A 24,817-nucleotide genomic window follows, 5' to 3' on the forward strand; every position below is an offset into this window, starting at 1 on the left:
CTGCGAAGCGGCCCCAAACCCAGGCACTGCGCAGTAGCAGTTAAACCCTGTTGCCTGGCTTGCGGCTGCTGCGCAACCGAGCGGGAGCAAGCTCCCTCGCCACAGGGTTATGCACTGGCGTTTACTCTAGCGATGCAGGACGTACTGCCCGGTAAACCTCACCGCATCGTCATCGCTATCGGCATTGACGATCCGCGAATGCAACGTCAGCCGCGCCCGTCCATAGCGCTGATACATCGCCAAAAACTTCTTCCACACCGCCGCACTCGGCGCTTGGCAAATCGCTGTCGCGTCCATGGTCACCGGCAGTGGATAGCTGATCTGCCCTTCGTGAATCACGATGTGCCCGTCTTCAATCCCTTCCTCACGCAAACGCAAATGCAGCCAGCCCCAACCTGCCAGCACCGCGCCGCAATACAGGCTGCCGCCGAACATGGTGCTTTTGTGATTGACGTTGGCTTCCAGCGGCAAGTGCAGGCGCAGTTGCTGGTCGTGCCAGTCGAGCACTTTGACGCCCATGGCCTGCGTCAGGGGAATGTCGCGGTGGAGGACTGATTCCAGGTGACGACTGTCGCGGTTCATGAATGGGCCTTTTGCTTGAAGAGGAAGGATTGACGGTCGCTCAATCGAGTTCGTCGGTCGGGTGATGGTCGGCAAAGTTCAGCCCGTGTTTGCGCAGTTTGTCGTGCAAGGTTTTGCGCGGAATGCCGAGGGCTTCGGCAAGGCTGCGGACCGAGCTGTGAGAGCGCGCCAGTTCGGCGGCAATCAACGATTTCTCGAAGTTTTCCACCTGCTCGCTCAACCCGCCGCTGACCACTTCAACCGTTGTGCTCGCCCCACCCTCCAGCGCGCTGTTGTCCAGCGCCAGCTCCAGGCCCAGGGCAAAACGTTCGGCGGCGTTCTGCAGTTCCCGTACATTACCCGGCCAGGTGTGACGCAGCAGCAAGGCCCGTTGTCCCGGTTGCAGTTCGTGGGGCGACAAGCCATGGCGAGCACTGGCTTCATCGGCGAAATACTGGAATAGCATCAGCGCATCTTCACCCCGTTCGCGCAATGGCGGAATGCGTAGCGGCGCGACGTTGAGACGGTAATACAAGTCGGCACGGAAGCGGCCCTGATCGGCGGACTGGCGCAGGTCTTCCTTGGTCGCAGCGATGATGCGGATGTCCAGCGGGATCAGCTGATTGCCGCCCAGGCGCTCTACCACCCGTTCTTGCAGCAAGCGCAGCAACTTCACCTGCACGTCCAGGCTCATGCTTTCGATTTCATCGAGGAACAGCGTGCCGCCGTTGGCGAATTCAAACTTGCCGATGCGACGCTTTTGCGCGCCGGTAAAGGCGCCCGGCTCGTGGCCGAACAATTCGCTTTCCACCACCGACTCGGCCAAGGCGCCGGCGTTGATCGCCACGAACGGGCCGTTACGCCGACTCGACAAATCATGCAGCGCCCGGGCCACGACCTCTTTACCGGCACCGGTTTCGCCAAGGATCAACACGTCGGCCTTGGTCGCCGCCAGTGCGCCAATCTGCTCGCGCAAGCGCAGCATTGGCGCCGATTGCCCGACCAGTCTTGTGCTCAGTTCATTGCGGTCACTCAGGGCCAGACGCAGGCTGCGGTTGTCCAGCACCAGACGGCGCAAGGCCAATGCGCGGCGCACGCTGTCGAGCAGGGCATCGCTGGCGAAGGGTTTTTCCAGAAAGTCATAAGCGCCGGTGCGCATCGCTTGCACCGCCAGCGGCACGTCGCCGTGACCGGTGATCAGCAGCACTGGCAGCTCCGGGTCCTGCGCGTGCAGTTCTGTCAGCAACTCAAGACCGTCCATGCCCGGCATGCGGATGTCGCTGACCACCACCCCCGGCCAGTCGCGCTCCAGTTGCCCGGCCACGCCCTTGGCTTCGGCGAGCGGCAGGATTTTCAGGCCCGCCAGGTCCAGCGTCTGGCTCAAGGCCTGACGCAGATGGGGATCGTCGTCGATCAGCACGACCTGGATGCGGTTGTCGATGGTCATGCACTTCGGTCCTCGGACGGTTGCAGGCTCACGCCCGGTGCGCCTGCGCGCAGTTTCAGGGTAATCAGGGCGCCGCCTTCCTTGTGGTTGGCGAACGACAGTTCACCACCGAAGGCACGCATCAGGGTCTCGCAAATCGCCAGCCCCAGACCCAGCCCCTGCGTGCGGGTCTTGGTGGTGTAGAAAGGCTCGCTGGCGCGGCCAAGGGCTTCCATGCAAAAGCCGGGGCCGTTGTCGCGAATGTACAGATTGACGCCATCGGCGGTGGCTTGGGCACTCAACCAGAGTTTACGCGGCGGGCCTTTTTCCGTCAGCGCGTCCAGCGCGTTGGCCAGCAGGTTGCCGAGCACCTGGCGCAAACGGGTTTCCCCAGCCTCGACCCACAGCGTGGCGGCCGGCAAGTCGCGGATCAGCTCGACCTCCATGCTCCGCCGGCGCTTGGCCAACAGCGCCAGCGCGTCATCCAGCGCCGGTTGCAGCGCGACGCTTTCCGGGGCGTGGCGATCACGCCGGGCAAAGGCGCGCAGGTGCGCGATGATCGAGGCCATGCGCCCGGTCAGTTCACTGATCAGCTTGAGGTTGCCGCGCGCATCGTCGGTGCGCTCGTGATCAAGCAGCACCTCGGCGTTTTCCGCGTAGCTGCGGATCGCCGCCAATGGCTGATTGAGTTCGTGGCTGATGCTCGCCGACATGGTCCCGAGCGCCGACAGCTTGCCGGCCTGCACCAGGTCATCCTGGGCGCGCACCAGTTCCTGCTGGGCATGTTCACGCTCCAGCACTTCCTGTTTCAGCCGACGGTTGAGGCCTTCGAGGTCGCTGGTACGTTCGGCGACGCGGCCTTCCAGTTCCCGACGGGCCTTGGCTTCGAAGGCGATTCGTTCGAGGTAGTGGCGGCGGCGCTGCATCATCAGGCCGAGCAGCAGCATCAACACCAGCAGTGTCGCGCCGCCGATGGCGACCACCGTGCGCACCGGGCGGTCGATCAGGGTGCGCGGCGCAAGGATGCTGACGCTCCAGCCGGTTTCGTCGATCTGCCGGGTCTGGGTCAGCCACGCGTCCGGATCGAGGTTCAATGGCTTGGGTTCGCGGGTCGGGTAGGGCTGAATCGCGGTGATCGCCTCGCGCTCGGCGTCGCTCAACGGACGGGTCGCGCGAAACCGCCATTCCGGCCGCGAAGTGAGGATGACCACGCCGTTGTGGTCAGTCACCAGCAGTTGTTCCGGGGTTTTACCCCAGAGGCTTTCGGTGTGGTCCAGGTCAACCTTGACCACCAGCACGCCGATGATTTTTTCGCGATCCCGGACCGCTGCCGCGAAGAAGTAACCGCGTTTGCCCGAGGTGGTGCCCAGGCCGAAAAAGCGCCCCAGACGCCCGGCCATGGCTTCACTGAAATACGGCCGAAAGGCGAAATTGCGCCCGACGAAACTGTCGTGCTTGTCCCAGTTGGAGGCGGCGAGCGTCTTGCCCGTGGTGTCCATCAGGTACATGACTTCGGCGCCGGTCTGGGCGCTGATGTTCTTCAGCAGCCGATTGGCGTTGCCCTGCGTTACGCCGTCGTCCGGTGCAGACAGGTCGGCGCGCAGGGCCGGCAGGTCGCCAAGGATCTGCGGCATCACTTCATAGCGATGCAACGTGCCCAGCAGGTTGGCGACGTACAGGTCGAGGGTCTGACGGTTCTGCCCGGCCAGTTCGCTGCGGTAATAACGCTCGGCCAGATGCTCCAGCGGCCACAGCAATGGCGCCAGGCACAGCGCAAGCAGGGCCAGGCTGCGCCAGCGGGGTCGGCGAGGAAGGGTCGGGTTCATGAGCATCAGGCGCCTGTGGGTACAGGCGCATTATGCCTAGGCTTGTCCGGCAAGACACTCGCGCAGCGCGGTTTGCCAGTCAGGCTGACTGACGCCCCATTCGCGCTGCAGGCGACCGCAATCCAGGCGCGAGTTCAGCGGGCGGGTGGCGGGTGTCGGGTATTCACTGGTGGTAATCGGTAGCAGGTTTGCGCAAGGCTTTCCCTGTTCCCGCAGCGCTTTGCCGATGGCCTGGGCGAAACCGAACCACGAGGTTTCACCCTGCGCGGTCAGGTGATAAGTGCCCCAGGCGCCGGTCTCGCCGGCCTGCCAGCGTTCGATCAGGGCGAGGGTGCTGTTGGCGATCGTGCCGGCCCAGGTGGGTGCTCCGATCTGGTCGGCGACGATGCGCAACTCCGGTTTTTCTTGCAGCAGACGTTGCATGGTCAGCAGGAAATTTCGGCCGTGGGTCGAGTAGACCCAGCTGGTGCGCAAAATCAGATGCTTGCCCTGTACCGCCGTGATTGCTTGTTCGCCGGCCAGTTTGCTCTGGCCGTAGACCCCCAACGGGTTGGGCGCATCGTCCTCGCTGTAAGGACCGATCTTGCCGCCGTCGAACACATAGTCGGTGGAGTAGTGAATCAGCGGAATGCCAAGCGTCAATGCTTCTTCGGCGAGAATGCCTGGGGCAGCCGCGTTGATGGCGAAGACCACTTGCGGCTCGCTTTCAGCCTGATCGACCGCCGTGTGGGCCGCCGCGTTGATGATGAGGTCGGGACGAGCGCGCCGGACCTGCTGGCGAATCTGTTCCGGTTGAGTCAGGTCGAGTTGATCGCGTCCCGGAACGACCAACTCGCCCAAAACGCCCAGACGATGCTGTAACTCACGTGAAACCTGGCCCTGCTGGCCACAGATGAGTATTTTCATGAAAACACTTTAACTTCCTGGAAGGTTTTGCCCTGCTGATCCCTGGCCGAAAGCTTGGGCGCTTCCTGCAGTTGCCAGTCGATGGCAAGCGTTGGATCGTCCCATCGGATGCAACATTCGGCGTCCGGGTTGTAATAGTCGGTGGTCTTGTAGAGGAACTCGGCGAAGTCACTCAGCACCACGAATCCATGGGCAAAACCTTCCGGTACCCAGAGTTGGCGACTGTTTTCTGCGGACAAACGCACTGCCGCCCACTGGCCGAAATTCGGTGAGCTGCGACGTACATCCACCGCGACATCGAGCACTTCACCGGCCGTAACCCGCACCAGTTTTCCCTGGGTGTTTTCCAGTTGGTAGTGCAGGCCGCGCAGCACGCCTTTCTGGGAGCGGGAATGGTTGTCCTGAACGAACTGCCTGTTCAGGCCGGTTGCCTCTTCGAACGCCTTGGCATTGAAGCTTTCGTAGAAAAAGCCGCGCTCGTCGCCGAAGACCTTGGGCTCAAGGATCAACACACCGGGCAGCACGGTTTCAATCACATTCATTGATTTTCCCCGGCCAGCTTGTAGAGGTACTGGCCATAGCCGGTCTTGCCAAAATACTTGGCACGTTCGAGCAAATGCTCGCGACTGATCCAGCCATTTTCGTAAGCGATTTCTTCCAGGCAGGCCACTTTCAGTCCTTGGCGATGCTCGATGGTCTGCACGTACTGGGACGCTTCGAGCAGGCTGTCGTGAGTGCCGGTATCCAGCCAGGCGAAACCGCGACCGAAACGCTCGACCTGCAAATCGCCACGCTTGAGGTAGGCATTGTTGACGTCGGTGATCTCCAGTTCGCCGCGTGGCGACGGCTTCACGGCCTTGGCGATGTCGATCACGTCGTTATCGTAGAAATACAGGCCGGTCACGGCATAGCTGGATTTCGGTACTTTCGGCTTTTCTTCGATCGACAGCGCGCGGCCTTCGCTGTCGAAATCAATCACGCCGAAGCGCTCCGGGTCTTTGACCCAATAGCCGAATACAGTAGCGCCTGAAGCGCGTTTCACAGCGTTCTTCAACTGCTCGCCAAAGTGCTGACCGTGGAAGATGTTGTCGCCGAGGATCAGGCACACCGGATCATCGCCAATAAACTCTTCACCAATCAGAAACGCCTGGGCCAGGCCATCGGGCGAAGGCTGTTCGGCGTAGCTGAAATGCACGCCGAACTGACTGCCGTCACCCAGCAGGTTGCGATACTGCGGCAGGTCCTGCGGGGTGGAAATCACCAGGATTTCCTTGATGCCGGCCAGCATCAGCACCGAGATCGGGTAGTAGATCATCGGTTTGTCGTAGATCGGCAACAGCTGTTTGGATACGCCCAGCGTAATCGGGTGCAGACGCGTGCCCGAACCACCGGCCAAAACAATGCCTTTCATCATGCGATCAACTCCTTGGTATTGATGGCGCCCAGTCGTTCACCCTGATAGCTGCCGTCCTGAACACGGCGGCACCACTCCAGGTTTTCCAGATACCACTGGACGGTTTTGCGCAGGCCGGTCTCGAAAGTTTCTTCGGGCGTCCAGCCGAGTTCGCGCTCAATTTTGCTGGCATCGATCGCGTAGCGCAGGTCATGGCCAGGACGGTCCTGGACGAAAGTGATCAGGTCGGCGAAATGCGCGACGCCGTCGGGTTTGTGTGGCGCCAGTTCTTCAAGCAAGGCGCAGATGCCACGCACGACGTCGATGTTCTTCTGCTCGTTGTGACCGCCGATGTTGTAGGTCTCGCCGACCACCCCTTCGGTGACCACTTTGAACAGTGCGCGGGCGTGATCCTCGACAAACAGCCAGTCGCGAACCTGCAGGCCGTTACCGTAAACAGGCAGCGGCTTGCCGGCGAGGGCGTTGAGAATCACCAGCGGGATCAGTTTTTCGGGGAAGTGGAACGGCCCGTAGTTGTTCGAGCAGTTGGTCAGCAATACCGGCAGGCCGTAGGTGCGCTGCCACGCGCGGACCAAGTGGTCGGAGGCCGCCTTGCTGGCGGAATACGGTGAGCTCGGCGCGTACGGGGTCGTTTCCGTGAACAGGTCATCGACGCCATGCAGGTCGCCGTAAACCTCGTCCGTGGAGATGTGGTGAAAACGGAAGGCGCTTTTCTCGGGCTCGGCCAGGGTCTGCCAGTAGGCGCGGGTTGCCTCGAGCAGGCTGTAGGTGCCGACGATATTGGTTTGAATGAAATCCGACGGACCGTCGATGGAGCGGTCGACGTGGGACTCGGCTGCCAGATGCATGATCGCATGCGGCTGGAAGCGTTCCAGCACGGCGCTGACGGCGGCCTGATCAACGATATCGGCCTGCACGAATTCGTAACGTGTGTCGTTGGCAATGCTGGTCAGCGATTCCAGATTGCCGGCGTAGGTCAGTTTGTCCAGGTTGAGCACTTCATGCTCAGTGTGCCGGATCAGGTGGCGAACCAGGGCAGAGCCAATGAAACCGGCACCGCCGGTGATGAGAATACGCATGTTGGCCAGCCTTTATCTGTAAGACGATTGAAGCAAATGAGCATAGCTTGTCGGCAGGAGAGGAGTGGTGCAATAGGGTTGTGACTGCTATTTGGGTTTTGATGCATGCGCGGGGGTTGATTATCGACCGACGTGGTGGCGATATAAGCGCCTAATAGAATTTTCAGGGGTTGTTGTATGCCGCTCGCCACGTTGATTCATCGCGCCAGTTTGCCCAGCCCGCAAGTGTCTGCGGTGCAAGCGCTAGAGCTGCTCGAGGGGCATTACGGGCTGAGCGGGCGATTGCAGGCGCTCGGCAGCCAGCAGGATCTCAACTACCGCGTTGACAGTAAGCATGGGCGTTTCGTCCTGAAAATCTGCCGAGGCGACTATTCGGCGCTGGAACTGCAAGCCCAGCATGCCGGGCTCAAGCATCTGGCCGAGCACTCCGGCGTGCCGGTGCCGCGAGTGATTGCTGCCCAGAACGGCGCCGACCTGCTGTCACTTGAAGTCGGCGGGCAAGCGGTGCACGTGCGCCTGCTCGAATACATCGAGGGCCAATCGCTCACACACCTGGACTATCTGCCCGGACCAGTGGTGGCAGGTTTCGGCCGGCTCTGCGGTGAAATGGACCAGGCGCTGGCCGATTTCAACCATGCGGGCCTTGAACGCACCCTGCAATGGGACGCCCGTCACGCCAGCGCCTTGATCGCGCATTTGCTGCCGGTCATCGAGGATGACGCGCAGCGAGCGTTAATCGCGCAAGTGGCCGAACAGGCCGAGCGACATTTGCAGCCGCTGGTGGACAAGTTGCCGGTGCAGGCCATCCACATGGACATCACCGATGACAACGTGGTCTGGCAGCGCGATTCGCAACGCCAGTGGCAACTGCAGGGGGTTATCGATTTCGGCGACCTGATCCACACCTGGCGCATCACCGACCTTTCGGTGACCTGCGCGGCGCTGCTGCATCATGCCGGTGGCGATCCGTTTTACATCTTGCCGGCGGTTCAGGCGTATCACGCGGTCAACCCGTTGCAACACGAAGAACTGCTGGCGCTGTGGCCGCTGATCATCGCGCGGGCGGCGGTGCTGGTGCTCAGTGGCGAACAGCAGGTCAGCATCGATCCGGGTAATCAATACAGTCGCGACAACCTGACCCACGAGTGGGAGATTTTCCGCGTGGCCACCTCGGTGCCGCTGGCGTTGATGGAAGCGGCGATCCTCACCTCTGTCGGTCAGAGCCTGCCAGGCATCGGCAGCGAAGGTTTCGCACCGCTGCTGCCGAGCCTGGTCGGACGTGAATTCGCCTTGATCGACCTGGGTGTACTCAGCCCGCATTTCGAGGCCGGTAACTGGGAGCAGGAAGGGATCGATCAGCGTCTGTTGAGCGAAGCGGCTGCAGCGCACGGCCTGGCTGCCAGCCGTTATGGACAATACCGTTTGTCCCGCACCCGCCCCGACAGCGCCAGCGAACCGGACACGTGCCCGCTGCATGTCGAGTTGCGAGTCCCCCACGGCACGGCGGTGGAATCGCCATTTGCCGGTGTGGTCCACCAACCGGCGCCGGGTGTGTTGCAACTCGACGGCCCGCAATTGAGCGTGCGGCTGTGGGGCGTGACGCCGTCGCTGCACACCGGCGCCACGCTGGTCAAGGGCCAGGTGTTGGGCGCGGTCAGCGGTCCGTTGCGGGTGCAGTTGTGCCGAGGCGCTTCGTTCGACGCGCCGTGGTTTTGCACGCCGTCTCGCGCAGCGGCCTGGCAAGCGTTGTGTCCGTCGCCGGCGACGCTGTTGGGGCTGGCGTGCGATGCTGAAGCGGAACTTGATTCGCAGACCTTGCTGGCGCGCCGCGACGCCAGTTTCGCCCGGACCCAGAAGCACTATTACGTCGACCCGCCACGCATCGAACGCGGCTGGCGCAATCACCTGATCGACATGCAGGGCCGTTCCTACCTCGACATGCTCAACAACGTCGCGGTGCTCGGTCACGGCCATCCGCGCATGGCAGCGGTGGCCAGCCGCCAGTGGTCGCTGCTCAACACCAACTCGCGCTTCAATTACGCGGCGGTTGCCGAATTTTCCGAGCGTTTGCTGAAGCTGTCGCCAGATGGCATGGACCGGGTGTTCCTGGTCAACAGCGGCAGCGAGGCCAACGACCTGGCGATCCGTCTTGCATGGGCCTACAGCGGCGGTCGCGACATCGTCAGCGTGCTGGAGGCCTATCACGGCTGGACGGTGGGTGCGGACGCGGTCTCGACGTCGATAGCCGACAACCCCAAGGCCTTGAGCAGCCGCCCGGACTGGGTGCACCCGGTGACGGCCCCGAACACCTATCGTGGTGAATTCCGTGGCCCGGACAGTGCGCCGGATTATGTGCGCAGCGTCGAACACAACCTGGCGAAAATCGCTGAGCAAGGACGCCAGCTGGCCGGTTTCATTTGCGAGCCGGTGTACGGCAATGCCGGCGGCATCTCGCTGCCGCCGGGGTATTTGAAACAGGTTTACTGGTTGGTTCGCGACCAGGGCGGCGTATGCATCGCCGACGAAGTGCAGGTCGGTTACGGGCGCATGGGTCACTTCTTCTGGGGCTTCGAAGAACAGGGTGTGGTGCCGGACATCATCACCATGGCCAAAGGCATGGGCAACGGCCAACCGCTGGGCGCGGTAATTACCCGCCGGGAAATCGCCGAGGCGCTGGAAGCCGAGGGTTATTTCTTCTCCTCGGCGGGTGGCAGCCCCGTCAGTTGCCAGATCGGCATGGCCGTTCTGGATGTGATGGAAGAAGAAAAGCTTTGGGAAAACGCCCAGGTCGTGGGCGGATATTTCAAGGAGCGTCTTGAGGCGCTGATCGATATTCATCCGCTGGTGGGCGCGGTGCACGGGTCCGGTTTTTATCTGGGCGTTGAATTGATCCGCGACCGCGAAACCCTGGAGCCGGCGACTGAAGAAACCACGGCGTTATGTGATCGCCTGCGGGAGTTGGGGATCTTCATGCAGCCGACGGGAGATTATCTGAACGTCCTCAAGATCAAACCGCCGATGGTGACCTCGCGCCGGAGTGTGGATTTCTTTGTCGACATGATGGCGAAGGTCTTGGATGAAGGTTTGTAAGGCTTGAGATCGCTTTCGCGGGCAAGCCTCGCTCCTACAGGTTGTGTCGTGTAAAAAATTCGCGTTCGACACGGACCTGTAGGAGCGAGGCTTGCCCGCGAAGGCGTCATCAAAAACACCCACAAAACATCGATTGTTATCGGGTTTAAGTGCTGTTTTTTTCGACAGAATGAAGATTAATCGCTTCTAAAGCCGATTTTTATCGGCTATAAAGTCGCCATTGCTACGGCGTGACTCATCACGCCCGTGCTTCCCGTTTCTGTCATTAGTCGATGCCAAACTCGACCCACAGCACTTGCCCGGAGATGATTCATGAGCCGTATCGTTACCGTCGCCGCCACCCAGATGGCCTGTTCCTGGGACCTTGAAGCCAACCTCGAAACCGCTGAAAGGCTGGTCCGTGAGGCCGCAGCCAAAGGCGCGCAGATCATCCTGATCCAGGAACTGTTCGAAGCGCCGTACTTCTGCCAGAAACCCAATCCGGATTACCTGCAACTGGCCACGACGGTGGAAGACAACGTCGCCATCAAGCATTTCCAGAAAGTCGCCAGGGAACTGCAAGTGGTGCTGCCGATCAGCTTCTACGAACTGGCCGGCCGCGCGCGTTTCAACAGCATCGCGATCATCGATGCCGACGGCAGCAACCTCGGGATTTATCGTAAAAGCCATATCCCGGACGGCCCTGGCTACCACGAGAAGTACTACTTCAACCCGGGCGACACCGGTTTCAAAGTGTGGAGCACCCGTTACGCGAAAATCGGCGTGGGCATCTGCTGGGATCAGTGGTTCCCGGAGTGCGCCCGCAGCATGGCGTTGCTGGGTGCGGAAATTCTGTTCTACCCGACCGCCATCGGCAGTGAGCCGCACGACAAGACCATCTCGTCCCGCGACCACTGGCAGCGGGTGCAGCAGGGCCATGCCGGCGCCAACTTGATGCCGTTGATCGCCAGCAACCGTATCGGCAATGAGGAGCAGGACGGGTACGACATCACCTTCTACGGCTCGTCGTTTATCGCCAACCAGTTCGGCGAGAAGGTCCAGGAACTCGATAAAACCGAAGAAGGCGTGCTGGTTCAGAGCTTCGACCTCGACGAACTGGAGCACATTCGCAGCGCGTGGGGCTCGTTCCGTGATCGTCGCCCGAACCTATACAATGCGCTCAAAACCCTCGACGGTTCCCTGGAGTCCTGACTGCATGACCACTTTAAACAGCACCCCGCGCGCCGACGGCTTCTACATGCCCGCCGAGTGGGCGCCACAAACCCAGACCTGGATGATCTGGCCCGAGCGCCCGGACAACTGGCGCCTGGGTGGCAAACCGGCGCAAGCCGCACACGTGGCGGTGGCCAAGGCCATCGCGCGTTTCGAACCGGTGACCGTGGCGGTTTCCGCTGGCCAGTATGAAAACGCTCGCGCCCGTCTCGATGTGCCGAATATTCGTGTGGTCGAGATGTCCAGTGACGACGCCTGGGTCCGCGACACGGGGCCGACGTTCGTCATCAATAACAGTGGCGAAGTCCGCGGTGTGAACTGGGATTTCAACGCATGGGGCGGTTTTGACGGTGGCCTGTATTCGCCGTGGAACCGTGATTCGCAGGTCGGCGGCAAGATCCTCGAGATTGAACGCAGCCAGCGTTATCGCACCGAGGGCTTCGTGCTCGAAGGCGGTTCGATCCACGTTGATGGCGAAGGCACGCTGATCACTACCGAAGAATGCCTGCTCAACCGCAATCGCAACCCGCACATGAACCGTGCAGAAATCGAAGCGGTGCTCAGCGCGAACCTGGCGGTGGATAAAATCATCTGGCTGCCGGACGGTTTGTTCAACGACGAAACCGACGGTCATGTGGATAACTTCTGCTGCTACGTGCGTCCGGGCGAAGTGTTGCTGGCCTGGACCGACGACCCGCAAGACCCGAACTACCCGCGCTGCCAGGCGGCAATGAACGTGCTGGAAAGCAGCACCGACGCCAAGGGTCGCCCGTTCACGGTGCACAAGATGCCGATTCCGGGGCCGCTGTATGCGACCGAAGAAGAGTGCGCCGGCGTGGACCCGGTAGACGGAACCCAGGAACGCAATCCGACCGTTCGTCTGGCCGGTTCCTACGTGAACTTCCTCATCGTCAACGGCGGCATCATCGCGCCGAGCTTCGACGATCCACTGGATGGCCCGGCCAAAGAGATTTTGCAGAGCCTGTTCCCGCAGCACGAGGTCGTCATGGTGCCGGGCCGCGAACTGTTACTGGGCGGCGGTAACATCCACTGCCTTACCCAACAGCAGCCTGCGCCGCACAAGGAGTGAGTGCCGTTGTAACAGCCTGAGTTGACTGGAAAATCACTCGGACAACGGTTTTCCTTCGACGCCTTGCAAAAAGCCCGCAGCCCATCAGGACTGCGGGCTTTTTTTGTATCCGCTGGTCGACCGTCCCGACACATTGGCACAGCTCTTGTATCTCTCCTGACGAGAAACAGGGAGGGGAGAACTTCGATGTTCTGTCATAAACCTTGGATAAGTTAGCCGCTCACAAACCAGGAGAGAGCGCGGAAATGAACGCCGAAATGAACGTAGTGAGCGATCGGGCACTGCATCCCCTGGCAGTAAACAGCGAATCGCTCCAGATCCTGGCGCACTGGTTGAAGTCCAATGGAACGCGTCAGATCAGGGAACCTGATCCGCGCCGGATGATGATCGAGCGTTACCCTGCTGGTTTATTCAGCGAAGCGGAGCTGGATGCGTTGTGGGATGTGATGGAAGGATAAAAAAGAACAACAACGGATTGATAAAAGCGCTGCCCGGAAGGTGGCGCTTTTTTATGGGTGATGGTTTTGTGTTCGTGGAGATTAGTGTGGGAGCGAGCCTGCTCGCGATGGCGGCCTGACAGTCAACAGAGATGTTGGATGTTATGGCCACATCGCGAGCAGGCTCGCTCCCACAGGGTTTGGTGTGGTTAGAAGCTGTAGGTGCCAGTGACCACCAGGCTGCGCGGCTCACCCGGTTGAATCTGCGCCGCGCTGGTGGCCGACGAGTAATAGGTTTTATCGCTGATGTTGTTCAGCGCCGCGCGCAAATCCCAGTCCTTCTGACGGAACCCGACCAATGCATCCCAGCGGCCATAACCCGGCAAAACGGTGGTGTTGAGGTTATCCGCATAGCGGTCGCCCACCAGGGTCAGACCGGTTTCGGCGTACCAGCCCATTTCCGGCTTCCAGGTCAGGAACAGACTGCCGTTGTGCTTGGCCACGTTGCTGATGCGCTTGCCTTCAAAACCGTTGTTGTCCTTCTCGACAGTCGCGTCTTGCACACCCACGCCACCGCGCACATACCAGTTGCCGGCAATCTTGCCGGTGCCAGTCAGCTCGATCCCGCGTGAACGTTGCTTACCGGAAAGCAAGGTTATGGTCGGGTTGAGCGGGTCGCTGGTGCGACGGTTGTAGAGTTCCAGTTCGTAGATCGCCAGCGTGGTGCTCAGGCGATCGTCGAGCCAATCGCTCTTCACGCCGATTTCTTTCTGCTTGGTCAGCTCGGGGCTCAGGTCGTTGGTATTGCCGGCAGCGCCCGGGGTAATGCCGATCAAACCGCCGCCGACCGGCGAAAACGTCTTGGTCCAGGAGGCGTAGAACGAATGATTCTGCAGTGGCGTCCAGACCAGTCCTACACGCGGGCTGGTGCTGTGGCTGTCGCGGTCTTCGGAGATGTTGCGCAGCTTGTTGGTCGACTCGATGTCGAAGGTGTCGTAGCGCAGGCCGGCCAGCAATTGCCATTGATCATTCAGGCGTAGCTGATCCTGCACGTACACCGCACGGCTTTCGACTTCGGTGTGGTTGTCGCTGGACACTTGCATGCGCCCGGTGTGGCGCAAATCCCGATCCGGGTTATACAGATCCAGCGACGGCACGGCCTGGCGGCCAGGCCCGGTAGTGGCCGCGGTGTAAAGCTTCGGATCACGGCGTTGACTGCCGATTTCGACGCCGGTCAGCAGGCGATGCTCAAGGCCGAACGTATCGAAACCACCTTCCAGCTCAATGTTGTTGTAGACGTTGCGAGTGGTCAGATCCTGTTGCCAGTGCTGACGCGTGACCCGGTTGGTCGCCGGTGTGTAGCCGGTGAGGTAGGTGTTGTCGAAATCGCTGTTGAGCTTGAACACCCCCAGCGTCTGGCGCAGTTGCCAGTCTTCGTTGATGTCGTAGCTGAGTTTCGAGCGCAGGGATTGCGACTTATCGTCGATGAAATCGTGATCGCTGCCGTAGGTCGTATCCCGTCCGACGTCGGCCGGGCGTCCGTTTACACCGGGAATACCGCGATCCGGCGTACGGTTGTAGCGGCTGTATTCGTACTGCACCAACCAGTTCAGGTCGGGTGTCAGTTGCCAGCTCATCGACGGCGCAAACAACTGGCGATTGCCGCTGACGCCATCGCGAAAGCTGTTCTGGTCCATGTTGCCCATGTTCAGACGCAGGCTGATGTTCTCGCTGGGGTCGGTGCTCAGGTCCGCGTAAAGGCTGCGCAGGTCGTTGCTGCCGCCTTGGGCTTCAATGGAAGAGCGCCGCCCGAACTCCGGCAACTTGCTGACCCGGTTGACGATCCCGCCCTGGCTGCCACGGCCGTACAACACCGCCGCCGGGCCCTTGAGGACTTCGATGCGTTCGATGTTGTGCAGGTCGCGCACGTACTGACTGTCGTCGCGAATGCCATCCAGATAGAAATCGTTACTGGCGTCGAAACCGCGGATGCGCAGGCTGTCGAAGCGGGTATCGGCGCCGCTGCTGACGTTGGGAATGCCGCTCAGGGCTGTGCCCAGATCGTTAGTGCCGTAATCGACGACGTTCGAGGTTTTTATCGAGTCGATGGCTTGTGGCACGTAGCGCACGGGTGTAGCGGTACGGGTTGCGGTGCTGGTTTCCTTTACGCGTGGGTCGTCGGCTTCCGCTTCGGCGCTGATGGAGGTTTCTGGCAATGTTGTAGGCGCGGCATAGGAAAAACCGGCCGACAGCAAAGCGGAGAGGCCAAGACTAAAGGGAGTAAGGCGAAAAGGGGCAGGCATTGAAGGACGCGTCCGTAGGGTTTTGAGGGTGTAGCGTGTAGGGCGCGAATGATAATGCTTGCTATTTACTTTCGTGAATTATTCCTGAAAAGTTCCTCGTTTTGATTGTTTCAATTTGTGTCGTAGTTGTTACAAGAGCCGTTGGAGGCATTCGACCGATTCATGTAACAGACTGAAAGCTATTCCGGCGTTTTTCAGAAATAGAAGGAGGACTAACCTGCCGGCATCGAACTTCCTACCCCTTCGCCGGAGCCTCCCATGATCCTTCACTACATTTACGACCCGTTGTGCGGCTGGTGCTACGGCGCAAAACCCTTGGTGCAAGCTGCCCAGGCAGTTCTGCCGGTGATTGCCCATGGCGGCGGCATGATGACCGGCGCCAACCGTAAGAACGTCTCGCCGCACTTGCGTAACTACGTGATGCCTCACGACCGGCGTATCGCCGAGTACACCGCTCAGCCATTCGGCGAAGCCTACTTCGAAGGTTTGCTGCGCGATGAGACGGCGGTGTTCGATTCCGCGCCGCCGATTGCCGCCGTGCTCGCGGCCGAGCAGATCGCTGGCCGTGGACTGGCGTTGCTGGGGGATTTGCAGAGCGCGCATTACGTGGAAGGTCGGCGCATTGCAGATGAAGCGGTGTTGTTTGAACTCGCCCGCGACATCGGCCTGGAACCTGAAGGCTTCCAGACCGCGTTCAAAAACGCCGACACCGATCGCCACATCAAGGCCAGTCGCGACCTGCTGGCCAACGTCGGTGGTCATGGTTTCCCGACCTTCGCACTGGAGCAGGATGGCCAGTTCACGCTGGTCGACATCGGGCCGTGGCTCGGCAAGCCGCAAGCCTTTGCGGCCTGGCTGAGTCAGTCACTTCCCGCACAAGCCGCTGCATCCGGGCTTCAAGCCTGTGGGCTCAACGGCTGCGATTAAAAATTTCTTAGACGATTTTCGCCTATTCACAGACGATTCATGAAATTGACACAGTGTTCAGGGCGCGACTAGGATTCGCCCCAACGCCTGTGGCCAACCGCCATGACTCAAAAATAATAAAAAGGCCCGCCGCGATTTTTCGTGGGCGGGCCTTTTTGTTTCGGGGTGAAAAAAGAGTGCGATAGCGCCGTTTCAGCCGTTCGACGCAGCGCGTATCAACCCGTAATAAGGAAAAGAACAAAATGTTGAACAAGCGAATCAGCCTGATCGCTCTGGGGATGTTGAGCGCGACACAGGCCATGGCTAACGACCAGGCCGAATCCAAGGGTTTTGTTGAAGACAGCAGCCTCAAAGTACTGCTGCGCAATGCCTACATCAATCGTGACTACAAAGACGGCCGACCGGACAAAGCCGAGTGGGGCCAGGCGGCCATCGGTACGTTCTCGTCCGGTTTCACCCAAGGCACCGTCGGTGTGGGTGTGGACGCGTTCGGTCTGTACGCGCTGCGTCTGGATGGCGGCAAGGGTCGCACCGGCGCACAAGGTATCGACTTCTTCAAAAAGGGCGACAGCGGCAACGCGGCTGATGACCTGTCCAAAGGCGGCGCGGCGGTCAAGTTCCGTGTCTCCAGCACCACGTTGACTTACGGCGACCAGATGCCGGCCCTGCCGGTGCTGAGCTACGACAACGTGCGCCTGCTGCCGGAAAGCTACACCGGCACTTTGATCACCTCCAAGGAGATCAAAGGCCTGGAGCTGAACGCCGGTCGCTTCACCGCCGAATCGCGCAAAAGCGCGGAAGGCCGTGACAGCGGTGGTCTGAAGTCGATCAACGTGTTGGGTGGCAGCTACCAGTTCACCGAACAGTTCAAGGCTGCGGTGTACGCGTCTGACGTTGAAGACGTGTTGAAGAAGCAATACGTGAACGCCAACTACGTGTTCCCGATCGACAAGGATCAGTCCTTGACCCTCGACTTCAACGGCTACCGCACCAAACTGGATAATGCCTACATCCGCGAAAGCGGTGCGACCGGTGACGACAACAAGATCTGGAGCCTGGCAGCGACTTTCGCCACCGGCCCACACTCGTTCACCGTCGCGCACCAGCGCAGCACCGGCGACAGCAACCTGGGCTACGCCTACGGCGGCTACCAGAAAGATCAAGGTCGCGTCGGCGATGGCGGCAACACCATCTACCTGGCGAACTCCTACTGGTCCGACTTCAACGCCGAAGACGAACGCAGCTGGCAGGTGGGTTACGGCCTGGACTTCAGCACTTTCGGTGTCCCAGGCCTGAGCTACAACGTGGCCTACGTGCGCGGCGACAACATCACCACCTCCACCAGCGAAGGCGGCACCGAGCGCGAAATCTTCAACCAGTTCAAGTACGTCGTGCAAAGCGGCCCGGCCAAAGACCTGAGCGTAAAACTGCGCAGCTCGATCCTGCGCGTGGCGCAGAAATCCAGCGAGTACAACGTCAGCGGCAACGAAGTACGGGTGTTCGTGGATTACCCGATCAACATTTTCTGATGATCGGTTGCAGTATTGAAGCCTGATTCAAGGCTGAGAAGGAAAAGCCCCGACTGGTTCGCAATGCTGTTCACTTAAGGATCGTTGACTAATCCACGAGCAGCAGGAAAATCCGGAGTCTGATAAGGACTCCGGATTTTTTATGCCCATAACCCAGGATTTAAGCGCTGTTCTTGAGCTGGCCGACCGACCTCTGTCACGCCTTGATGTGCTTACCGACCATATTCCTTTGGAGTGGATCGAAGCCGCAGCCACGCTGGCGGATAAGGCTATGATTCAGCGCCGAGCAAGTCGCAACGCTTTATCACGAACGATGGGAAATCGAGCTGGGTTTCAGAGACATCAAATGCTCGATGCAGGACAACGCCTTGACGCTTCGCAGCAAGACGGTCGCCTTGGTGCATCAAGAGTTATGGGGGCTTTTACTGGCTTACAATGTGGTTCGTCGGGAAGCCAGCCAAGCAGCGGTTGCCCATAAAAGGTCGCCCAGCGAAGTGAGCTTCAAGTTTGCCTGTCAGCACATCGCGAGCCATCTCGTGGTGATGGCCGGCGCAGTCTCGCCATCGCATACCCCCAGAAGACTGGAGGAGTTGCGCGGCAGTATCGGCGTGCTGTTCATAACAAAACGCCCCAGACCGGCGAGGCCCAGGGCGGTGAAGATGTCAAAAACCCGATATCCCGTGGATCGCAACGCTGCTCCGCTTAAGTGAACAGCATTGCCGATTAATTCGGGGCTTTTTCATTCGTGCGATTTAGAGAACGTCACTGGCTGCAATTGTTACCCGGCGCATCAAGCACCTTCGCCACATCATCGATGATCGCCTTACTCATATCCTGCAAGAAATACGACGCCCAGGCATGTCGGTCAGAGTCGCGAATCATGGCGGCGTCTGATGCCAGCAATTTTGCGATGTGGAGCAGATCTGAGGCGTGGTAGAGGGCTTGGATAACCGGGACACCCCGGTTGATTCGGAACAGCGGTTGATTGGCGTGGTAGGAAAATGGGGTGAGGCCGATGGTTTCCAGGTCTTGGGGATTGGTCATTGGGCACCTCCGATTTTTCGGCGGTGGAGGGCGTGACCCGGTGTAGCAGTAGCGAGAATTTTGATTGGATTGCGGGCATGCATAAGGAGAACTCCGATTGGTTCCTACATCGAATTCGAGTTCTCAGGCTCGGTCGCTGAATTGGCAGCAACGATTTCAAGGTAGCTTGCGACGGGAGGCCGCGCAATCGTGGCTAGGTGGTGGCGTGGTTTGAAGTTTTAGTGATTTTTATGGCTGGGCAATAATTATTGCTGAGCCATAATTTTCATAATTTCAAAGATTGAATGGGGAAGGCTCTAGTGTGGGACTCAGTAGCAGAGCTCATTGGTTTTCGGAGACGGACTGCTACTGGGTAGTGCCTACGTCATAAGATCGAACAGACAAACGTGCATTGCTCATCTATACGGCAAAGCCGTATAGTCAGGCTCATGTTCACGATTATCGAAACCGAAATTTTCAAGCGTTACGCTGAATCCATCTGGGACGATGGCGAACGTCATGAATTCATTACCTGGCTGGCGGCTAACCCATTGGCCGGCGATGTGGTTCCTGGCAGCGGCGGTCTGCGCAAGGTTCGTTGGTCCCGTAGCGGGATGGGCAAACGAGGTGGTACACGTGTCATTTACTACAACACGCTTTCAGAAGGCTCTATTTGGTTGCTGATCGCCTACACCAAGGCGAAATTCGACAATTTACCCGCAGCCTTCCTTAAGCAACTGAAGGAGGAAATCAGCAATGGTCAATGAACTGGAGCAATTCCAGCAAGACTTGCTGGACTCTGTGCGTCAAATGAAAGCCGGCAAAGCGGCTCGTGTGACAGAGGTGCCGCTGTCAGCGGCTGCTGAAGCACGTGCCAAGGTGGGTATTTCTCAAAGTGCGTTCGCTAAGCTGATTGGAGTCAGTTTGCGGACGTTGCAGGATTGGGAGCAAGGGCGTCGGCAACCGACGGGAGCGGCGCAAACGCTGCTGCGTGTTGCGAGTCAGCATCCTGAGGCTTTGCGTGACCTGCAAGCAGTCTAGGATTAGTGAAAGGCCAGATTTGTTGCACGTAACTAATCTGGCCATTTAAAGATTACTGTTCCATTTTTTCAGCGTATATCTCGAGCTAGTCATTACACCGCGTAACTAATGATGTTCCCGCCCCCACCTTTATCCCCACCCCCCAAACTCCTACATTGAACTCCAACACCTACCCATCATCCCGATGAGCAGGTCACTGGAGATCTTCCTCATGCCTTTTGTAAGCGTACGCATTACCCGCGATGGCGTTACCTCTGAGCAGAAAGCTCAGGTGATCGCTGAAATCACTGAAACACTGGAGCGCGTCCTGAAGAAAGACCCGCACCTGACCCACATCGTGATCGAAGAGGTCGACACCGATAACTGGGGTTACGCCGGCATCACCACCACCCAGTACCGCAAGCAACTGGCTGAAAAGGAGGGCAAGTCGTGACTGCATCGGTCTCCATCGATTTCATTTCCGACGTGGTGTGCCCTTGGTGTGCATTGGGCGCGACGGCGTTAGAGCAAGCGATCGCGAACGTGGCTGGTGAAGTCTCGGTGGAGCTGACCTACAAGCCCTTCGAGTTGAACCCGAACATGCCGCCGGAAGGCGAGAAAGCCGTCGAGCACTTGATGCGCAAATACGGCCGCACTGCCGAGGACGTCGCCGCTGGTAAGGCAATGCAGATCGCTCGCGGTGAGGCCATCGGTTTCACCTTCGATCTGGAGAAGCGCAGCCACTTCTACAACACGTTTGATGCGCATCGGTTGCTGTTGTGGGCGTTGCAGGAAGGGCGGCAGGTCGCACTGAAAAAGATCCTCCTGCGCGGTTACTTCACTGACGGCCAGAACCCGAGCGATCGCGAGACGCTGGTTCGTTTGGCAGCAGAAGCGGGGCTGGACGCGGCAGCGGCTCAAGAAGTGTTGGCGTCCGGCGCGTTCGCCAAAGAAGTGCGTGAACTGGAAGCGTTTTACCAACAGCGCGGCATCAACTCGGTTCCGGCCATGGTGCTTAACGGTCGTCACCTGGTGTCCGGTTCACAGTCGGTCGAGTACTACGAACAGATGTTGAGACAAATGGCGAAGGAACCCGCCGAAGCCTGATTCATTACTTTTTAAAACCATCATTTATTAGTAGAGGTTCATCATGAGCAATTCGAAAAAAGTCATCGTTATCACTGGCGCCTCCCAAGGTCTCGGCGCAGGCATGGTCAAAGCGTTCCGTGATCTGGATTACAAAGTTGTCGCCACTTCGCGTTCGATCAAGCCATCCACCGACCCGGACATCCTCACCGTGGCCGGCGACATCGGCAACCCTGAAGTCGCTCAACAAGTGATCCGTGAAGCGATCGCACGTTTCGGCCGCATCGACACCCTGGTCAACAACGCCGGTATCTTCGTCGCCAAACCGTTCACCCAGTACACCGCTGAAGACTACGCCAATGTGCTGTCGGTGAACCTGAACGGCTTCTTCTACATCACCCAACTCGCGATCACCGAGATGGAAAAGAACGGCAGCGGCCACGTCGTCAACATCACCACCAGCCTGGTCGATCACGCTATCGACGGCGTGCCATCGGTACTGGCTTCGCTGACCAAAGGTGGCCTGAATGCGGCGACCAAATCCCTGGCCATCGAGTACGCCAAGCGCGGGATTCGGGTGAACGCGGTTTCGCCTGGCATCATCAAAACCCCGATGCACGGCGAAGAAACCCACGCAGCGTTGGGCGCTCTGCACCCGGTCGGGCACATGGGCGAAGTCAGCGACATCGCGCAGGCAGTTGTGTACCTGGACAGCGCCAACTTTGTCACCGGCGAAATCTTGCATGTGGATGGTGGGCAGAGCGCGGGTCACTAAGATCTGGTTTTTCCAAACCGCAGAAACAACAAAGCCCTCTTATGAGGGCTTTGTCTTGAATAGTCGAACATGAATCCAACGCCGTTCTGTGGTTCTGTTATGTGCCGCGTTCTAGTCAATTGGGTCGAGGCGGTCCAGTGCACGATTCACCGAGATTTCTATCGAGGACATGATCAGGTGGAAACCTAGCAGGGTGTTGCGACTTGTCCCCGTCTCTCGGTCTGCATGATCCATGATCATCACGCAGGCAGACGCCAGCGCCTCGCTTGAAAAGCCCAGTAGTTCTTGAACATCGAGTTCAGGGTTGACGATGAACCTCGTGGAAGGCGTGCGCGGGGTGGCTTTGATGTCGGCGATGGAGGCTCGATACTCATCGTCGTCACGCTGGGTGGCTTCGTCGAGCGTTTCGGTTTTGGGGTTGTCGTGGGCGGATGTGTTGTTGTCTGCACCCGGAGGATTAGGAGTTATTTTAGGCATATCAAAGTTCCACATTGGGTGCCAACCCTTTCCACCGCTAAGAGAAAAGGGTGGCAGCTGCACGCAGGTTAGCGGACCGGGGAACTTCGCAAAGCCGGTGCGCCCGAAGGCGCCCTGCGTACAGCCACCATCGAACCGCAGGTCTGGAGAACACCTATGGGATGGATGCACGTGCAAACGAAATACCGCGAGCCGCTAAGCCCGACCACTGATGAGCAGTGGCAGGTCAACGATAGAGCCCGGGCAATAGCGGCACAAGTCGGCGGATTCTGGAGTAATCGTAGGCAATGCCGCAAGGTTTTGTAGCTTTCAGGAAGTGACGCGTAACGCTTTTAAACAAGCATCGCCAAGCAAGCCATACATCTGACGTACAAGACTTTCAAGGGAGCATTTCCATCGAGTAACGAGGAAATCTCCGACGATTTTTAATGCGTGCCGCTCGGATTTTCTGGGGTATCACATAGCTGCGCAGACGCGTCGTGTGCGATGACATACCCAATACCGAGAGGGATAGTCGAGCTTTTTTTGCGCGCTGAAAATTTGAAGTGTGGACGTTTTTACGATTTGACGTGTGCCCGTCTCAACCCCCAGAAACAACAAAGCCCTCGTATTTCTACGAGGGCTTTGTTTTGTATGGTGCGGCACCAGACGAACGGTAGATTGGCGCGAGGCTAGGTTTTCTGCGGAGCTGGAACTCGGTGGAAAACTTGGCGTACCCCAACTAGTAACTATAAATAAATCAGCTAGTTATGGCTTGCAGTGGAATCGAATCCGGGATTTATTGGAGCGGCGCCACTCGCTCGTAGTATTCGGCACCTTCGGCAATGAGGCTCACACGGCACACGTGGGGGCGATCATCGCAGTCCTGTCGATTCTCGTGCTGTTTTAACAGATCATTCGGCAGTAGTGACGCGGTGCGAATCGGAAAGCTAAGGCAATGTTCATTCCAGACAGATTGATGCTTCCAATGGAGGCTGATGAGGGGGGAAGGGGCATAAGCTAGTTAATGGTTAAACATAGGTGGCGTATGATCTGTCGCACGACCACGTTCGGGACACTACCCGGCACTCTACAAAGTTTTGATTTATCGGTAAGCCAAGCGATGGTGTTGACCAATGCTCCTGTGATCGGCTCCTTGATTTTCCTTAGCGGCCTTACGTCACCCCTGCGATAAATCGCTAACGAGTAGCAGTGATGTTAGATGTTGCAAACGACCTACGGCATCTTTAGAGTCTTGCTTCGCAAAATCTAGTGGCAAGCTCAGCGATCAGCTTGACTTGGAAAGCTTTTTATCTCTATAAGGAAATTATTTTAAATGGCTGAGTCGGATAACCAAACACAACTACTCGATAGTGTCGTAGGTAGTCTCAAGGATATCAATCCATGGATTACCACCACAATCATTTGCTTGTTGATAATATGGGCTATCTCTCGTGCTCGATCCGCACACTTCCTATATGACAGAGTTTGGCGAATCATCGGTGGTGGCGAAATACAAAATTCGACGCTGAAGGAATATTGGGCTGATGTACGTGATGTTGAAGGTTTCAGGTTTCGTACTGGTATTAACTTTTCTTCGATGAAAGTGCTTCTGACCACGATACAATGGATGAGAGATCACAATATCAATATCAAAGACTTGTCTTTTGCTCGCGGCTGGATTCGCGAGCTGCCATGGGTATTCGGAAATCCATGGTTGAAAACGATAAGAATCTTGGTAATAGTCTTATTGATTCCATTGGGAGGGCTCGCTGCTGGCACTGCTTACATGCTGGGTAATGAAAGCGTACTATTGACCATCAAGGAGTCGAAAGTAGTTTTCTGGACGAACGGCTCTATAGCGACAAACTCCATCTTTGACCGAAACGTCCCAGAATTTTCAGTCAATCAAAATGACTGTCAAAAACTTCCTCTTAAGGGGCTAACTAGAGACGATGTAAACGTCATCTGTGAAACGCTTTCCCCAAGCAACCTCGAAAAAGTCAAAAACTCTTTGATGGAACAAAGGATTATTGCTGGATATTTCCTGGCTGTGTTGACGTTTATTTCATTCGTTCTCCTGCGCTCATTTGCTCAAGCTCAGATGGCGAGCAAACTTCGTAAAACACTAGCACCGTTTTATGAGGCTTCCGAAAAATCAGGGACAGACCACGATTGATTTATCGTTTATATATTTTCCTGAGCCAGGAACCATGTCCTGTCCCCGAATTAGTCTTGGTCCGAGTGGATGGAGACAGGCGTGAGGTCGATGGTTTTGAGGTCTTGGGGATTGGGCACCTCCGGGGAGGTGAATGGCCATGGCGTGCTGAATGGAAATGCAGATTTTTGGATGGATAAAACTCTCATATCAAAGTGAAAGCTACCACGTTCGTTATCAGGCGAAGGGGTGGCAGCTGTGCGCAGGTTGATAAACCGGAGATACAGGAACCCGACAGGCCCGAAGGTCTCCCACACACAGTCGCCATTGCACGAAATTGCGGCATAAAAAGGCGCCTGCAATCGTGGTTGGGGCGCTGTTGCGCCTGCATCTTGCCGGGTTATCAGTCCCGGTCGCTGATTTGGCAGCGACGGGATGAAGGTAAGCTTGATGTTTCTATGGCTGCAACCGTGAAAAATAAACATGTCCTCTTTTTCTA

Annotated in this window: 23 protein-coding genes and 1 pseudogene; 13 read left to right on the forward strand and 11 right to left on the reverse strand. The window is 58.2% G+C overall.

What is annotated here, in order from left to right:
* Window positions 1-126 precede the first annotated feature (126 nt).
* The 7 genes from ACA066_RS01255 to rfbB are packed head-to-tail and all read right to left on the reverse strand — an operon-like array spanning window position 127 to window position 7,212.
* Entirely contained in the window at window positions 127-582 is a 456-nt protein-coding gene (locus ACA066_RS01255; RefSeq protein ID WP_497697811.1) for a thioesterase domain-containing protein, read from the reverse strand.
* Window positions 583-622: 40 nt separating this feature from the next.
* Window positions 623-2,008 (reverse strand): sigma-54-dependent transcriptional regulator, encoded by a 1,386-nt coding sequence (locus ACA066_RS01260; RefSeq protein ID WP_497697812.1) that lies wholly within the window; start codon window positions 2,006-2,008, stop codon window positions 623-625.
* Entirely contained in the window at window positions 2,005-3,813 is a 1,809-nt protein-coding gene (locus tag ACA066_RS01265; protein WP_497697813.1) for a sensor histidine kinase, read from the reverse strand. Before ACA066_RS01265 ends, ACA066_RS01260 begins: the two co-directional genes overlap by 4 nt.
* Before the next feature lie 36 nt (window positions 3,814-3,849).
* Window positions 3,850-4,719, reverse strand: coding sequence for a dTDP-4-dehydrorhamnose reductase (gene rfbD / locus ACA066_RS01270; RefSeq protein ID WP_497697814.1), 870 nt, complete (start codon window positions 4,717-4,719; stop codon window positions 3,850-3,852).
* Window positions 4,716-5,261: a dTDP-4-dehydrorhamnose 3,5-epimerase gene (rfbC, locus tag ACA066_RS01275; RefSeq protein WP_497697815.1), complete on the reverse strand. Its 546-nt coding sequence runs from the start codon at window positions 5,259-5,261 to the stop codon at window positions 4,716-4,718. Before rfbC ends, rfbD begins: the two co-directional genes overlap by 4 nt.
* On the reverse strand, window positions 5,258-6,133 hold the full coding sequence (gene rfbA, locus ACA066_RS01280; protein ID WP_497697816.1) for a glucose-1-phosphate thymidylyltransferase RfbA: 876 nt from the start codon (window positions 6,131-6,133) through the stop codon (window positions 5,258-5,260). The genes rfbC and rfbA overlap by 4 nt, the downstream gene beginning before the upstream one ends.
* Window positions 6,130-7,212 (reverse strand): dTDP-glucose 4,6-dehydratase, encoded by a 1,083-nt coding sequence (gene rfbB / locus ACA066_RS01285; protein WP_497697817.1) that lies wholly within the window; start codon window positions 7,210-7,212, stop codon window positions 6,130-6,132. The genes rfbA and rfbB overlap by 4 nt, the downstream gene beginning before the upstream one ends.
* Window positions 7,213-7,389: 177 nt before the next feature.
* Between rfbB and ACA066_RS01290 the strand changes: the two genes are divergently transcribed.
* The 4 genes from ACA066_RS01290 to ACA066_RS01305 all read left to right on the forward strand — a co-directional run bounded on the left by ACA066_RS01290 (window position 7,390) and on the right by ACA066_RS01305 (window position 13,062).
* Window positions 7,390-10,302 carry an aminotransferase gene (locus ACA066_RS01290; RefSeq protein ID WP_497697818.1) on the forward strand — a complete coding sequence of 971 codons (2,913 nt, stop codon included), beginning with the start codon at window positions 7,390-7,392 and terminating at the stop codon, window positions 10,300-10,302.
* Window positions 10,303-10,614: 312 nt separating this feature from the next.
* Window positions 10,615-11,493, forward strand: coding sequence for an N-carbamoylputrescine amidase (gene aguB, locus ACA066_RS01295; RefSeq protein WP_497697819.1), 879 nt, complete (start codon window positions 10,615-10,617; stop codon window positions 11,491-11,493).
* A gap of 4 nt (window positions 11,494-11,497) precedes the next feature.
* Window positions 11,498-12,604 carry an agmatine deiminase gene (gene aguA / locus ACA066_RS01300; RefSeq protein WP_497697820.1) on the forward strand — a complete coding sequence of 369 codons (1,107 nt, stop codon included), beginning with the start codon at window positions 11,498-11,500 and terminating at the stop codon, window positions 12,602-12,604.
* 245 nt (window positions 12,605-12,849) lie between these two features.
* A complete protein-coding gene (locus ACA066_RS01305) occupies window positions 12,850-13,062 on the forward strand; it encodes a hypothetical protein (RefSeq protein ID WP_497697821.1) in 213 nt (70 codons plus the stop codon).
* 188 nt (window positions 13,063-13,250) lie between these two features.
* Here the strand turns inward: ACA066_RS01305 and ACA066_RS01310 are convergent, their stop codons facing one another.
* The gene (locus tag ACA066_RS01310) at window positions 13,251-15,344 is read right to left on the reverse strand and encodes a TonB-dependent receptor (RefSeq protein WP_497697822.1); all 2,094 of its coding nucleotides are present in this window, start codon (window positions 15,342-15,344) and stop codon (window positions 13,251-13,253) included.
* 258 nt (window positions 15,345-15,602) lie between these two features.
* Here ACA066_RS01310 and ACA066_RS01315 point away from each other — a divergent pair, with 258 nt between their 5' ends.
* The 3 genes and pseudogenes from ACA066_RS01315 to ACA066_RS01325 form a co-directional block, all read left to right on the forward strand.
* Complete coding sequence (locus ACA066_RS01315) at window positions 15,603-16,271, forward strand: DsbA family protein (RefSeq protein ID WP_497697823.1); 669 nt, start codon at window positions 15,603-15,605, stop codon at window positions 16,269-16,271.
* Window positions 16,272-16,513: 242 nt separating this feature from the next.
* Window positions 16,514-17,800, forward strand: a complete 1,287-nt coding sequence (locus ACA066_RS01320) for an OprD family porin (protein WP_497697824.1) — start codon at window positions 16,514-16,516, stop codon at window positions 17,798-17,800.
* A 275-nt stretch (window positions 17,801-18,075) separates the two neighbouring features.
* A pseudogene (locus ACA066_RS01325) lies at window positions 18,076-18,510 on the forward strand (transposase); the annotation flags it as partial.
* 52 nt (window positions 18,511-18,562) lie between these two features.
* Here ACA066_RS01325 and ACA066_RS01330 read toward each other — a convergent pair.
* Entirely contained in the window at window positions 18,563-18,844 is a 282-nt protein-coding gene (locus ACA066_RS01330; protein WP_497697825.1) for a DUF3077 domain-containing protein, read from the reverse strand.
* Between the two features lie 428 nt (window positions 18,845-19,272).
* On the opposite strand from ACA066_RS01330, the gene ACA066_RS01335 reads away from it, so the two are divergent.
* The 5 genes from ACA066_RS01335 (at window position 19,273) to ACA066_RS01355 (ending at window position 21,704) form a co-directional block, all read left to right on the forward strand.
* Window positions 19,273-19,590, forward strand: a complete 318-nt coding sequence (locus tag ACA066_RS01335; protein WP_046040827.1) for a hypothetical protein — start codon at window positions 19,273-19,275, stop codon at window positions 19,588-19,590.
* Window positions 19,580-19,864: a helix-turn-helix domain-containing protein gene (locus ACA066_RS01340; protein ID WP_017335959.1), complete on the forward strand. Its 285-nt coding sequence runs from the start codon at window positions 19,580-19,582 to the stop codon at window positions 19,862-19,864. Before ACA066_RS01335 ends, ACA066_RS01340 begins: the two co-directional genes overlap by 11 nt.
* A 211-nt stretch (window positions 19,865-20,075) precedes the next feature.
* A complete protein-coding gene (locus ACA066_RS01345; protein ID WP_008025002.1) occupies window positions 20,076-20,297 on the forward strand; it encodes a tautomerase family protein in 222 nt (73 codons plus the stop codon).
* Window positions 20,294-20,950, forward strand: coding sequence for a DsbA family oxidoreductase (locus tag ACA066_RS01350; RefSeq protein WP_145314179.1), 657 nt, complete (start codon window positions 20,294-20,296; stop codon window positions 20,948-20,950). Before ACA066_RS01345 ends, ACA066_RS01350 begins: the two co-directional genes overlap by 4 nt.
* A 43-nt stretch (window positions 20,951-20,993) precedes the next feature.
* Window positions 20,994-21,704: an SDR family NAD(P)-dependent oxidoreductase gene (locus tag ACA066_RS01355; protein WP_497697826.1), complete on the forward strand. Its 711-nt coding sequence runs from the start codon at window positions 20,994-20,996 to the stop codon at window positions 21,702-21,704.
* Between the two features lie 111 nt (window positions 21,705-21,815).
* On the opposite strand, the gene ACA066_RS01360 is transcribed toward ACA066_RS01355, so the two are convergent.
* A complete protein-coding gene (locus tag ACA066_RS01360) occupies window positions 21,816-22,181 on the reverse strand; it encodes a DUF6124 family protein (RefSeq protein ID WP_497697827.1) in 366 nt (121 codons plus the stop codon).
* 1,315 nt (window positions 22,182-23,496) lie between these two features.
* Between ACA066_RS01360 and ACA066_RS01365 the strand changes: the two genes are divergently transcribed.
* Window positions 23,497-24,339, forward strand: coding sequence for a DUF6216 family protein (locus ACA066_RS01365; protein ID WP_497697828.1), 843 nt, complete (start codon window positions 23,497-23,499; stop codon window positions 24,337-24,339).
* 50 nt (window positions 24,340-24,389) lie between these two features.
* Here the strand turns inward: ACA066_RS01365 and ACA066_RS01370 are convergent, their stop codons facing one another.
* A complete protein-coding gene (locus ACA066_RS01370; protein WP_497697829.1) occupies window positions 24,390-24,803 on the reverse strand; it encodes a hypothetical protein in 414 nt (137 codons plus the stop codon).
* Window positions 24,804-24,817 lie beyond the last annotated feature (14 nt).

It is taken from the genome of Pseudomonas sp. LBUM1651, from assembly GCF_059716135.1.

Coding starts and splice junctions, on each gene's coding strand:
- aguA (WP_497697820.1), top strand. CDS start 11,498: ATGACCACTTTAAACAGCACCCCGCGCGCCGACGGCTTCTACATGCCC.
- ACA066_RS01335 (WP_046040827.1), top strand. CDS start 19,273: ATGTTCACGATTATCGAAACCGAAATTTTCAAGCGTTACGCTGAATCC.
- ACA066_RS01340 (WP_017335959.1), top strand. CDS start 19,580: ATGGTCAATGAACTGGAGCAATTCCAGCAAGACTTGCTGGACTCTGTG.
- ACA066_RS01360 (WP_497697827.1), bottom strand. CDS start 22,181: ATGCCTAAAATAACTCCTAATCCTCCGGGTGCAGACAACAACACATCC.
- rfbB (WP_497697817.1), bottom strand. CDS start 7,212: ATGCGTATTCTCATCACCGGCGGTGCCGGTTTCATTGGCTCTGCCCTG.
- ACA066_RS01365 (WP_497697828.1), top strand. CDS start 23,497: ATGGCTGAGTCGGATAACCAAACACAACTACTCGATAGTGTCGTAGGT.
- ACA066_RS01330 (WP_497697825.1), bottom strand. CDS start 18,844: ATGACCAATCCCCAAGACCTGGAAACCATCGGCCTCACCCCATTTTCC.
- rfbA (WP_497697816.1), bottom strand. CDS start 6,133: ATGATGAAAGGCATTGTTTTGGCCGGTGGTTCGGGCACGCGTCTGCAC.
- ACA066_RS01320 (WP_497697824.1), top strand. CDS start 16,514: ATGTTGAACAAGCGAATCAGCCTGATCGCTCTGGGGATGTTGAGCGCG.
- rfbC (WP_497697815.1), bottom strand. CDS start 5,261: ATGAATGTGATTGAAACCGTGCTGCCCGGTGTGTTGATCCTTGAGCCC.
- ACA066_RS01305 (WP_497697821.1), top strand. CDS start 12,850: ATGAACGCCGAAATGAACGTAGTGAGCGATCGGGCACTGCATCCCCTG.
- ACA066_RS01265 (WP_497697813.1), bottom strand. CDS start 3,813: ATGAACCCGACCCTTCCTCGCCGACCCCGCTGGCGCAGCCTGGCCCTG.
- ACA066_RS01345 (WP_008025002.1), top strand. CDS start 20,076: ATGCCTTTTGTAAGCGTACGCATTACCCGCGATGGCGTTACCTCTGAG.
- ACA066_RS01355 (WP_497697826.1), top strand. CDS start 20,994: ATGAGCAATTCGAAAAAAGTCATCGTTATCACTGGCGCCTCCCAAGGT.
- ACA066_RS01370 (WP_497697829.1), bottom strand. CDS start 24,803: ATGTTTATTTTTCACGGTTGCAGCCATAGAAACATCAAGCTTACCTTC.
- ACA066_RS01255 (WP_497697811.1), bottom strand. CDS start 582: ATGAACCGCGACAGTCGTCACCTGGAATCAGTCCTCCACCGCGACATT.
- ACA066_RS01310 (WP_497697822.1), bottom strand. CDS start 15,344: ATGCCTGCCCCTTTTCGCCTTACTCCCTTTAGTCTTGGCCTCTCCGCT.
- ACA066_RS01315 (WP_497697823.1), top strand. CDS start 15,603: ATGATCCTTCACTACATTTACGACCCGTTGTGCGGCTGGTGCTACGGC.
- rfbD (WP_497697814.1), bottom strand. CDS start 4,719: ATGAAAATACTCATCTGTGGCCAGCAGGGCCAGGTTTCACGTGAGTTA.
- ACA066_RS01260 (WP_497697812.1), bottom strand. CDS start 2,008: ATGACCATCGACAACCGCATCCAGGTCGTGCTGATCGACGACGATCCC.
- aguB (WP_497697819.1), top strand. CDS start 10,615: ATGAGCCGTATCGTTACCGTCGCCGCCACCCAGATGGCCTGTTCCTGG.
- ACA066_RS01290 (WP_497697818.1), top strand. CDS start 7,390: ATGCCGCTCGCCACGTTGATTCATCGCGCCAGTTTGCCCAGCCCGCAA.